The sequence below is a fragment of the Pseudosulfitobacter pseudonitzschiae genome (assembly GCF_002222635.1).
Lineage (GTDB): Bacteria > Pseudomonadota > Alphaproteobacteria > Rhodobacterales > Rhodobacteraceae > Pseudosulfitobacter > Pseudosulfitobacter pseudonitzschiae_A.
The window spans coordinates 164657-176114 of record NZ_CP022415.1; the positions used below are offsets into that span (position 1 = coordinate 164657).

The following is an 11458-nucleotide window of genomic DNA, read 5'->3' on the forward strand; positions in this document are numbered from 1 at the left end:
CCCCCCAGATTTGCAATGGCCCCACCCTTGGTGGGTGAGGCCGATGAATTTCAGAGATTACAGAGCAATTTCTTTGGACTTGAACGAAATGCCCGCCGTTTCGCGCGTGGCGTTCGATACCTTTCGGATATCGCCCCAACAATGCTTGTAGTTTGGCAAGACCAGTTCGTTCACACCCGCGTTGATCACGTTGCCCTGACTGCCCGCAGGTGAGCCAAATACCATCGCGACCTGACGGGGTTTTGCCGTGGCAGTCGGATAGACCATGCCCTGCGTGACACCGTTGTTGTTGATGATCTCGACCAGATCGCCAGGGTTCAGGCCTTCCTCGACCATGTCATCGGGATTCATTTCGATAAACGGATAGGGGAAGCGTTCTTGTATGAACTCGTTCTTCTGGTCAAGGAACTGGTTCTGCCAGAAGATGTTGGCCCGGACGTTGTTGATCCAGTACTTGTGCGCGGCCTGTTCACGGGCTTTGCCCGCAGCCTGCCAACCACGCCAACCCGACGCACAGAACAACGCCTTGCCATCTTCGCGACCGTGGCGGGTGAAGACGCCATCAGTATAAAGCCGCTCCGTTCCAATCAACTGACCATTCTCATAGCCCGCTACTGGTTCCTGCACCCCGTTGTTGCCGGAATCTCGCAAGCGATCATAAGTAACATCGGTGTGTTTCGCACCGTAGCCATCCATAAAGGCGTCTTCCTCGGTATCCCAATCATAGCCTTTGAACTTGTCGGCATAGGCATCTTGTCCCATGTCGCGCAGCACCCGCTCCATGTTCTGCGCAATGCCCGCGGCAATCAGGCAATCAGGCCGCGAATTACCGTAAGGGTCCATGTATTTCTCGGACAGTCGCAAGCGGCGTTCGCCGTTCATCGAGGTGAGGTTCATCTCGTTCGATTCACAGGCCGGCAGGATCACATGAGCGTTCTGGCCGATCTGGCTGTGGATGATGTCCATATCCACCACGAACAGACCGCCCGCGTTGATGGCCGAGACGATCGCATCCACCAACTGTTCACGGGTGCCTCCAGCGGCCGAGTCGATCGCATCCTTTACCATGTCCGACCGGCGCTTGTGCGCGCGCTTGAATTCGGATGCGTTGATCGTGGTCTTGTGATGGTCGCAGGCCCAGACATGATGCACGCCGCCCAAGCCCCGGATCAAGAACTGGTCAACATACTCTGCCGGACGACCCACAACAGATTCGTCGGGGCGGAAGTAACCTTCCTGATGTCCGCCCAAACGGCATACGCCCCCACCTTCACGGCCGATATTGCCTGTGGCCAGTGCGATATTCACCATTGCGCCGACAACGCGGTAGTTGTCATTGCCCCAGATGATGCCCTTTTCATAGGCAAGTGCGGCCTTACGGCGGCTGCCATCGTCATGGGGTTTGGCGATCCATGCGGCGGCCTTGGCGATGTCCTCGACCGGAACTCCGCAAATCTCGGCGGCCTCGTCCAGCGACAGGCGGATTTCTTCCATTGCGTGGTCAAGGCTGCCAAGGCTGGCGGGGTGTGCTTCGTCTTGTGCAACGGCCGCCCCGTCCTGAAAGGTCGAATTGGCGATGAAATCGGAATCCGACCACCCTTGATCGACGATCTCGGTCATGATTGCGTTCAAAAGCGCAAGATCGGTGCCTTCCTTGATCGGAAGGTGCAGCACATTGTCCGGGCCGGCATAGAGTTCAGCCGAATTGACAGACACTGTGCGACGCGGATCAACCATGATGAACCGCGCGCCGTTCTGCATACCCTTGACCATATGGTTGAGGTACAGGTTGGTTTGGGTTTCCATCGGGTTGGCGCCTACGACAAAGATAGTGTCGGTCAACTCATAATCGACATAAGAGTTGTTCAGTTCGTCCACGCCCATATCGCGCGAAGAGTGCACCTCGGAATTATAGGCCGGACGGTTGTGGATACGGATGTTCCGGATGCTCATGCTCTGAAAATACAGCTTGCCGGTGGCCCAGGTGTTTTCATACCCACCCGCACTGCCGCCATGGTCGAAGACAGACACGACCAGATCATCCTCGGATCCTTCGGTGATGACGCGTGCCGTCACACGAGCGACCAGATCAAGTGCGTCATCCCAGGATGTCGGCTGCCAGACGCCATTGCGCCAGACCAGCGGATCGGACAGGCGCTGTTGTTGCGTACCGGTTACTTTCGAGGGGCGGTTTTCGGCCATACGAGCGCCGCGCACCGAGCCAAGGCCGGAATTGACGACACATTCGGAATCCGGCTTGACCACCAGATGCACATCCTTGCCGTTCTGACGCACGACGTTGTACATTGACGGCGCGTACCAGGCTTCGCTCTCCATGAACTGCTGTTCGCTCAAGTCCACGCCGAACTTGTTCTGATTTGGGGCCGTTCCGCCCTGTCGATTCATCGGCCAAGTGTAGGCCTTGTAACCGCATCCGACGATGCAATAGTGGCACGTCACGTTGAATTCCTGCGCATCCGCGGGGATGATCGGCAGGCGGTCGATTTGTCTTTTGTAAGCCATTGTACTGTCTCCCCTACAACACGTTCGACAGGCGGCCGTAGATCAGCTCGTCTGCACCGTCAGCATAAATGTCGCCGTTGTCCTCGACCCGCAGCAGGAATTGCGGCAGGTTCTGCGTGGCATGCCCCCAGATCTGTTGACCGCTGGCTTCGCAATCAAAACGAGAATGGTGGCCTGGGCAGTTCAGGGTCTTGTCATCAGCATTGTAGCTCATCATCCAGCCTTTGTGCGGGCACAGAACCGAGTACGCAACGACGTCACTATCCGGCCCTACTCCTCCTTCGACGGCCTGCCCGAGTTTCAGAAGAATACCGGGGCTGTCAGGGTCAGGATAAGCAATATCCAGCGGCTCGTTCACCTCCAGATCCGCGATATTGGCAAGACGGTTAGCCGGGTAGTCAACCCGCGCCAAGGCCTGCGCCTTGGCTTGTTCTGGTGTCATGACGGTCGCCGCCGCCGCACCTGCGGTGGCCATCAGGCCACCTCTCATGAACTGTCGACGCCCGGCGTCGACCAAACGGTTGCACTTCATTGGCTGGGTCCTCCCTTGCTGAAGAAAATCTCTCCTGCAGAATGCTATTGCATACCATCAGCCCCGACTACGGGCTGAAATCCCATGCTGCACTGCGGCTATACCATGAATTTTATTGATAAATTTCCACGTTCGGATTTTCGAACATCCTGCAGCCACAGTCAGGATCCAGAGAGGCCCAACTTCTGCATTTTTTCCCACAGCGTGGTGCGGGCAATGCGCAAAAGTTTTGCCGCCTCACCGATCTGACCGCCGGTTCGGTCAAGCGCGGCGATGATCTGTGCACTTTCGGCGGCATCACGCGCCTGGGAAAGCGACATCAGGTCATCGGGCGCGGCAAGGCGTTCGGGAAACAGGTCTGACGGTTGCAGCAGCGGGCCAGTCGCCATGGCAAGACCACGCAGCAGTCGTGCGCGCACCTCGCGCCCGCCACCCGGCCAATTGTGGTTGCGAATGGCCTGCTCACACAGCGCACTGATCCCTTCGACGTCCGGCCCGTGACGGGGGACAAGTTTATGGAAAAGCTGTTGCATCAACCAGACTGCATCATTGGGTCGTTTGGCGAGTGGCGGAATGGGAATTTCGGTCCGCGCCAGCCTGTAGAAAACCTCGGAACTAAACCGGCCCTCGTCGATTAGTGTTTCCAAATCATTGCCACAGGCCGCAATCAGGCGCCCATCGAAACTGTGGTCCAGTCTGCCCAGCAGGTCTGACTGAACCTGCGCGGTCATTCTGGAGATGGCGTTGATAAAAAGCGTGCCTTCCCCAACGTTGGCAAAGCCATGTCCAGGTGCAAACAACGCCTCGTTCGCGTCGGCTTCCCGAGCAAGGTTGACACTGACAAAGGGTGCCGCAGAACGATCCGACAGATCATGGATGCGCCGCGCAACAAGATCTTTTCCCGTTCCCGGACCGCCTCGGATCAACGCCGGATTTGAGTCTGCCGCAGCGCGGGCGATCAGCGTCTCGATCTTTCGTGCCGCCGGTGAGACGCCCAGTAAAGGAGGAAAGTCATCTTCTGGAGAACGCTTGTCAGGGGCCCTGACAAGCAGGCTGAGTCTTTCCAGAAACACCGCCATGTCAAAAGGTTTGGTCACGTAATCGGCGGCCCCTGATTTGATCAGCCGAACCGCCTGACCTATGCCCCCTTGCCCAGTAATGAACAAGAACGGTGGCGGCGTCCCGGTGCGGGCCAGCGCCGCAAACAACTCTTCTCCGGACCCGTCCGGTAGACCAATATCGCAGATCACCGCATCGATCGGTTGTTTCGGCGTCCGGATCGCACCAAGCCCCCGGACCATCTGTTTCAGCCAGAGTACCTGCGCGCCTTCAAGTTCCAGCCGCTGCACCAGTGATGCGCCCATGATCTCGTCGTCCTCGACCAGAATAATGTATCTATTCCTGAGCATCTGTAGCACCTCGTGCCCGATCGAAGGTGACGCGCACGCATGTCAGACCATCGATGCGCCGATACGAGATCCGCCCGCATAGTCCCGTCGTCAGATCCCGCACGAGCCGCAGCCCCACACCACCCCCTGGCGAGAGCGGCGCGTCTGTCATCAGACGGCCCAGTGCAGCCTCCGGCATTTCCGGGCCTGAATTGGTTACCTCAATAGAGAGGCCGCATGCATTGTTTTGTGCCGTCAACCCAACCTTTCCGCCGTTCCCCGAAGCCATGCAGGCATTCAGTAGCAGGTTCAGGACGATCTGGCGCACAGGTCCGGCGGCAAGGTCAACCGAGGTTTTTTTCGGTATGAGCACCGACCAGTCCAGAGCCAGCGCCAATCGTGACACCTCTGGCTGGATCAGAAGTTTGAGGTCTTCGAAATCTTCCGGCGTCAAGGGCCGGTCTTCGTGATCCAGCCGGTTCTGATCCAGCGTTACACGGGTCACATCGCGTAAGTGGCGCAGACCCCGATCCAGAAGGTCGGCTGATTGCCGCACCACCTCGGGGCGGTCAGGATAACTGCGGATCGTGTCCGTAGCATTCAAAAGTCCGCCCAAAGGGTTATTGATCTCATGCGCGAGCGAAGATGACAAACGCCCCAGCGCAACAAACCGTTCCCGCTCGGCCAGTCGGCGCTCTGCATCGGCCTTGGTGGCAACAGCGTCCACCATCGCGTTGTAGGTGCGCGCAAGACGCGCCAGTTCACCATCGCCGCGTGGAATTTCGGCGGCTGGAAACAGATGCGGCTCTCCTTGGGTTTCGGTCATCTGACGCGCCAGCGTGGTGACGGGGCGAAGCATCTTGCGGATAGCAACAAAGCCCGCCAACGACAGGAAACTGACTGCCAGTGCGTTGCCGAGGATCAGCGACATTAGGGCCCCCCGTCGCTCTGATAGCAGGTCAGAGACATCCAGTTCGCTTGCGATCTGACCAACCGCACGGCCCTGATAGACCAATGGCGTCAACAATCGCAGAACGGGGTTTGATCCGTCGACCGTCAGGTTTTCCAGCGCAACGGCATTCTGCGCAAGATCGTCGATTTCACTATCCATCGGCACACGTCTTGGGTCAGTCGCCGCCAGCACGCGCCCACGGTCATCAGCCACCACTGTCAAGATCATCCGTTGGTCTTCGCCGCCCTTCGAGGCGCGGTCGAGCGTGTCGTACACTTCCCAGTTATCGCGGCGCAAAACGAACGGTCCAAGAGCCACCGACAACCCTTCGACGTGCATTTGCGCAAGCTCCTGAACCCGCGCGTCCTGAACCCGCGCCAGTGCACGCAGGACTTGTTGCGACGCGACAGCCCCCACAAGAACCATCATCGCCGCCGCAAGAAGCGGCAACTTGATGGAGAGGGGGAGCTGGCCAAGCGTCCGCATGCGCTATCGCTCCAGATCAGCCATACGCGCCGCGATACCGTCAAACAGTGCGGCCGATGCCCGCTGAAATCCGTCGAGTTGCAAAGTTGCCAGTGCACGTTGGCCCTCTTCGGTCTGCTCGAGACCCAACAACGCGGCTTTCAGCGACTGAACCGGCTCGAACCCGATGCTGTCCCGTCTTGTGCAGACTGGCGGAAAACCCAGCCATTCGGACCTCGCAACCACCCGTGTACGCGCGGTCAGTTCTGGTTCGATGATGGCCAGCGCCTCCCACACATAGCCATCGACGCTGCCGGAGCGGACAAGGCCGTCGGCTACGGCGCGCACCACGTTGCGGTGGCCAAATGTGAAAATCGACCGGGCAAAAAATGTCTCGACCCGATTTCCCATTCGAAGCAGATCGGTTGCGGTGACAAGATAGCCTGAATTCGAGTCGGGGTCGGAAAACGCATGTGTTCCCCCGCGCAAGGCGGCGAGGTCCGTTGCGGCATCATCATCTGCGACGATCAGGTAAGACTGATACCGGGGGGCGCCGCGCCAGACTGGCACAGCGACAAGCTCAAGGACATCGGTATGTTGCAAAAATGGATAGCCGCACAGCCACGCCGCATCGACCGAGCGATCCAGCAGAAGGCCAGTGATTTCCTGATACGTCCGCCGTTGCACTAGCTCGATATCTCGGCCCATGCCGCGCGACAGCGCAAGGCGCAGCCCGTCGATCACCGCCGCATCGTTGTCCAGAAACACTGGCGTAAGCCCAAGGCGAAAGACCGGCTGCGCCCGCACCTGGCTCACGGTCATGGCCGCAAATGCTCCTGCCATCAGGGAGCGCCGGTTAATTGGATGGTCCATGGTCTGGGCTCCTCCCCTGGCCAGGATTTGTATACTTTCAACCCGGGTCAGAAGGATCGTTGATTGATCCGTGCAGATAGCTTTGCACAGTTTTCCTTGCGCACGAAACAGCTATCGACAAGTTCGCCCGTGAGTCAGAAGCGTGTGTTCAAGTATCGATTTAGTTGGACATGATCGATGCAGACATGCCTGCGCCCCCCGATCAACATCGCAAGATGAAACTCCGCGCCCCATAATGTGCCAGATTTCAACGCAGGAGCTACTCTCTGGATTTCACAAACTGCGACATCCGGACCTGTCGGTCCAACAGAGAAGATAACATACCCATCAATGGCGGCACAGATTACGCATCGCAGCTTGAGCCAGAATCCAGCTAAATGGTTGCGTACCTGTAATGACGCCTCTGGTATCGTTGTTCACCGATCTATTGGTATCGAACATTAACGAAATAGGGTTGTCGATCGACTATGATCGGGGCCGCGGCGCAACCTCTGGCGAGCGCACCATCGAAGCACCGTTTACCGGAGACCACGGCTGGTTCTTGCCCACCACCTCAAATACGAACGCAATGCCAGAACCGCCGAACTGCGCTTTTGTGCCGCGTCCATTGGCCAGCAGCGTAAAGTTAACAGGCGTCGACCAAAGAAATTCAGAGCCCTTGGCCTTAATGAGTTTCAACTTGAGCGATTTCACGCCATGTCCGCATAGCCAGAGATCTCATTTCGCGGAATTCGGAGGATGGCATTTCGTGGCGTGGGAGTTGGAGCGGGTTGGTGATTGGATCGTGAATGGAGAGAAATCGCCGCAATGGGGCAGGCGATTTGAACTTCTTCAAGGCCCATTCTTGTTGCCATGTCGGCTGATGAGAGTTCTCAGACCGATTGTTCAGACCTTTGTGCGATCGATGTTCGACGCCGGGCATGATTTCCCGTTTTGCCGCTGCGTATGACCGCAATTTGTCGGTGATCACGACCTCGTCGAGATGCCACTTGTCGGCAAACTGATCCCTCGATCTGCGGCGAACGGACACCCGAATTTTTCAGCCCAAGCCCAGACAGTTTGATGCGAGACGATGATACCGCGTTCAGCCAACAGACCCTCGGCCATCAGCAAACTGAGCGGAAACCGGAAATACAGCCAGACCGCTTGGACGATTACGTCAGGCGGGAAACGATGCCGGTGATAGAGTGGAGAGACGTTCTTTTTGATCATGCGGCCCCATCCCATATCAACGCAGCACGTGCATTAACTTTACGGTGCCCTTCTGAATACAGTCCCCGAGGCAGGCCAAGCGGGAAAGCTCGGGAATATGGCAAAAAATCTACGAAGGATGTCACCATATTCCAATCTGTGATGATCTTCGCGGTTATTTTCACGGACTCGTCGATGGACAATTGCGATGCAGGGTGTTGGAATCGCTCCTTGGGGGGCGTCCTAGCGAAGCGCCGGGTCACCGAACGAAACGCACCAAACGGCGTTCCATCCGGCAACGCTGACGCTTAGAACTGTCGGCTGAGCGACATTTTGATAATCCGGCCCTCGCCCTTGACACAGCCATATCCGTCATAGCAAACGCCGTAATAGTCGCGGTCAAACAGGTTGCTGACGTTCAGGTTTACGTTAAAGTTGTCAGCCGCATAGGTCATCGACATATCCGCGATTGTGTGGCTGGGTGTGATCCGCCCGTTGTCCTGGGTCGAGAACGAATCGGACGAATACCGGATGCCTGCGCCAACTGTCAGACCCTGCACAAAAGCCGAGGCATCATAATCCAGCCAAAGCGCCAGTTGGTGGCTGGGGGCCATCGCATTGGAATTCCCAAGCTTGGATGCATCCGACGATTTGGTGATCTCCGAGTCGAGGTAGCTATAGCTCAGGATGCCTTGCAGGTCGGCTGTCAATTGGCCCCGCGCCTCGAGTTCAAAGCCTCTGGACCGTACTTCGCCCACTTGGGTAAAGCTTGAAAAGGTCCGATCGGCCAGATCGTAATCCTTGACGTTGGTCTTGCGCAGATCAAACAGCGCGCCGCTGAGCATCAGGTTGTTCGATGGCTGATACCGCAGCCCCGTTTCCCACTGCCGACTTTTCGACGGGTCCAACGTTTCGCCTGAAATGGTCGTGCCGACGTTCTGGATAAACCCTTCGGAATAGCCGATGTAGGGCGTCAGCCCGTTGGCAAATTCATGTGTTACGCCGAACATGCCGGTGGCGGCATTGTCGCTTTGACTGCTTGTGCTGCCAGTCAGAAGATCGGCGGCTTCGTTGTCGAACCAACTGTACCGCACACCCGCCGTGACTGCTGTGCCGTTGGCAAACTTCAAGTGGTCCTGCGCATAAATTCCGGTTTCGCGGTAGGTCGTCCGCGACCGCGAGGACAACGCCGGATCGGTAACAATGAAGTCAAATTTGGGGTCGGAAATGGGCAGCGTGTAGATCGTGCCATCGTAATATTGTGTGACACTGGAGCGGCTGTATTGGTAATCAATGCCCGCAATCACGCTGTTGTCTGCACCGAAGAGTTGTGTTTCCCATTCCACGTTGTTGTCGAACCCGATGGTGCGGGCATCTTCGTCATTACGGAACGCGTAGTAGGTCAGGCCCGAAGTGGCATCTGAGGGTGTGTAGTCGAGATGTGCGTAATCGGTTTCCTGATGGGCAAAACGAACGCGCTGGTTATAAGTGAGCCCCTCCGAGAAACGGTGTGTCAGTTCCCAACCCAAAGATTCCTGCGTGGTCTTGAAATGGTTGTAATCCGACTGGCGATAGGCGAAATCGCCGGGCAATGCCCCGAGAGAGGCATCAAAATCTTCACCAGCAACGGGCGACATAATAATCGGAGTCTTGGCGTCGCGTTGTATGTGGCCCAGTAATGTGAACGTGGTGTTGTCCGATGGCGCCCAGGTAAAGCCACCTGACAGGAACGCCCGGTCGTTGGCCGAGCTGTCGACTTCGGTTTCGCCGTCTCGCTGCAGGCCGGTCACCCGCGCGGCCATCGTGCCATCGGCGCTGATGGTATCGGACCAATCGAAACCGGCTTCGGCGGTGTTGTGGCTGCCATAGCTCAGGCGCCCCTCGGCCAGACGGTCAAAAACCGGCCGTTTGGTCACAAGGTTGACCATTCCGCCCGCATCGTTCGAGCCATAGAGAACCCCGGCGGGGCCGCGCAGCACGTCTATTCGGTCAATCATGAACGGATCGGTGGAAAAGGCCGAAAAGCTCAGCACCTTTTGGGGCAGGCCGTCGCGGTACAGCGCGCTTGACCCCATGTCGAAACCGCGGATGGAAAACTGGTCGAACCGGTCGTCGGTGCCCCATGTCGACGGGTTGATACCCGGCACATAGGCAATTGCGTTTTCGACTTCGTCGGGGCTTCGGGTCTCAAGCTCGGTCGAGGTGACGACAGAAATGGATTGGGGCACTTCGCTCAGCGGCACGCCGGATTTCACACCGGTTTCCGTAGCCGGAGCAAGATAGCCGTCGACGCGGCCGGAATAGTCGAGCTCGTAGCGTAAAAGGATCGACGGCAGTTCCATTGGTTCAGCATCCTGCGCCTGTGCCGTCTGCACGGCCAGCGTTACACAGGACAGCGCGGTGCAGCCTGCCAGAATACAGTTCAGGGAAAATCGGCGCGGGGCGAAATATGTCATCTCAGGTCCTATCCAAGCGGGGCATGATGTCATGCACGGTATGCTAATAAGAGATCAGCACTCGCCTGGGAGTGACCTGGGTGGGCGCAATTTACGGTTCTGCGGGGGGGTGTCAATCCGGTATTGCCGGTCTAGTCGCCTTGCAATGCCTGGTGAAATTTCGGCGCAAGCCGTCGTACCGCCCAGGGAATGGACAGCGGGGTTTGAAAGCTCATTGCGCCTGTTTCCTGTTCATCGGCCCAGACCGAACGGTCCGACTGCGCAAGGTCGCTGGCCTGAAAGGCCGGCAAGGCTTCGACCAGCGTCCGCCCCGCCGCATCGCCCAGCCACAGGGCCACGTCGCGGTCGAACAGGTCAATCCGTTCAAGGCTGACCGAGAAGTTGCCCGCCTCGGACGCCAATGTGTCAAAGTCGTCTGGAATGCTGAATCCCAACGCCGTCATGAACCTGTTTGCACCGTCTGCTGGACCATATCCCACCAGCTTGGTACCTGCGACATGGGCCACTGCAGCACTTGCCCCGTCGAACGCGGGGTATTTGGCACGGATGTCGGCCAGCACGGCGGCCACATCCGCTATTATCGTTTCGGCCTGGTCCTGACGCCCTGTGGCACGGGCGATCAGCCGCAGTTCTTCCTGCCAGGGCGCACCCCAGTCGGGGTATCCCGAAGGCGGGCCCACCACGGGGGCGATGCGCGACAACTGGTCATAGGTCGCTGCGTCCATCGGCGCAAAGCTGGCCACGATCAGGTCGGGCTGTAATTGCCAGACCCATTCCAGATCAATCTCGAACCCGCGCTGAACCTGCGGTTTCGCGCCAACTGCCTTGCGCGCTGGATCGGCCCAGACCCATGTGGCAAAGGGCCGTGCGCCGAACCAGTCATGCACGCCCACAGGCGCGATGCCCAAGGCATATAGAAAATCCTGTTCATGATAGCCGACAGACACGATCCGCTGCGGCGGTGCGTCAATTCGGGTGGTCCCGAACCGATGGATGATCTCAACCGGCTCTGCCAGTGCAGGCGCGGACAACAGGAAAAGGCAAAACAGCAGGGCGGCGCGCATCGGGAACTCCTTGG

Annotated in this window: 8 protein-coding genes and 1 pseudogene; all 9 read right to left on the reverse strand. The window is 58.0% G+C overall.

All coding sequences use genetic code 11. The features are described 5' to 3' along the window. Window positions 1–57 precede the first annotated feature (57 nt). Window positions 58–2523: an arsenate reductase (azurin) large subunit gene (locus SULPSESMR1_RS00760; RefSeq protein ID WP_089419106.1), complete on the reverse strand. Its 2466-nt coding sequence runs from the start codon at window positions 2521–2523 to the stop codon at window positions 58–60. Window positions 2524–2536: 13 nt separating this feature from the next. Beyond that, complete coding sequence (locus tag SULPSESMR1_RS00765; protein ID WP_240311433.1) at window positions 2537–2998, reverse strand: arsenate reductase (azurin) small subunit; 462 nt, start codon at window positions 2996–2998, stop codon at window positions 2537–2539. A 218-nt stretch (window positions 2999–3216) separates the two neighbouring features. Then, entirely contained in the window at window positions 3217–4464 is a 1248-nt protein-coding gene (locus SULPSESMR1_RS00770) for a sigma-54-dependent transcriptional regulator (RefSeq protein WP_089419108.1), read from the reverse strand. After that, window positions 4451–5881 carry a sensor histidine kinase gene (locus tag SULPSESMR1_RS00775; RefSeq protein ID WP_089419109.1) on the reverse strand — a complete coding sequence of 477 codons (1431 nt, stop codon included), beginning with the start codon at window positions 5879–5881 and terminating at the stop codon, window positions 4451–4453. The genes SULPSESMR1_RS00770 and SULPSESMR1_RS00775 overlap by 14 nt, the downstream gene beginning before the upstream one ends. 3 nt (window positions 5882–5884) lie before the next feature. Then, window positions 5885–6733, reverse strand: coding sequence for a PhnD/SsuA/transferrin family substrate-binding protein (locus tag SULPSESMR1_RS00780; protein WP_157728939.1), 849 nt, complete (start codon window positions 6731–6733; stop codon window positions 5885–5887). 465 nt (window positions 6734–7198) lie between these two features. Continuing rightward, window positions 7199–7426, reverse strand: coding sequence for a hypothetical protein (locus SULPSESMR1_RS00785; protein WP_157728940.1), 228 nt, complete (start codon window positions 7424–7426; stop codon window positions 7199–7201). Beyond that, window positions 7398–7942, reverse strand: a pseudogene (locus SULPSESMR1_RS00790) (IS6 family transposase). Before SULPSESMR1_RS00790 ends, SULPSESMR1_RS00785 begins: the two are co-directional and overlap by 29 nt. Before the next feature lie 290 nt (window positions 7943–8232). Beyond that, window positions 8233–10380: a TonB-dependent siderophore receptor gene (locus SULPSESMR1_RS00795; RefSeq protein WP_157728941.1), complete on the reverse strand. Its 2148-nt coding sequence runs from the start codon at window positions 10378–10380 to the stop codon at window positions 8233–8235. Between the two features lie 131 nt (window positions 10381–10511). Beyond that, a complete protein-coding gene (locus tag SULPSESMR1_RS00800; RefSeq protein WP_089419112.1) occupies window positions 10512–11444 on the reverse strand; it encodes an ABC transporter substrate-binding protein in 933 nt (310 codons plus the stop codon). Between the last annotated feature and the right edge of the window lie 14 nt (window positions 11445–11458).

Excerpts from the sequence above, each read along its gene's own strand:
- SULPSESMR1_RS00770 (WP_089419108.1), bottom strand. The coding sequence starts at position 4,464 with ATGCTCAGGAATAGATACATTATTCTGGTCGAGGACGACGAGATCATG.
- SULPSESMR1_RS00800 (WP_089419112.1), bottom strand. The coding sequence starts at position 11,444 with ATGCGCGCCGCCCTGCTGTTTTGCCTTTTCCTGTTGTCCGCGCCTGCA.
- SULPSESMR1_RS00795 (WP_157728941.1), bottom strand. The coding sequence starts at position 10,380 with ATGACATATTTCGCCCCGCGCCGATTTTCCCTGAACTGTATTCTGGCA.
- SULPSESMR1_RS00775 (WP_089419109.1), bottom strand. The coding sequence starts at position 5,881 with ATGCGGACGCTTGGCCAGCTCCCCCTCTCCATCAAGTTGCCGCTTCTT.
- SULPSESMR1_RS00765 (WP_240311433.1), bottom strand. The coding sequence starts at position 2,998 with ATGGCCACCGCAGGTGCGGCGGCGGCGACCGTCATGACACCAGAACAA.
- SULPSESMR1_RS00760 (WP_089419106.1), bottom strand. The coding sequence starts at position 2,523 with ATGGCTTACAAAAGACAAATCGACCGCCTGCCGATCATCCCCGCGGAT.
- SULPSESMR1_RS00780 (WP_157728939.1), bottom strand. The coding sequence starts at position 6,733 with ATGGACCATCCAATTAACCGGCGCTCCCTGATGGCAGGAGCATTTGCG.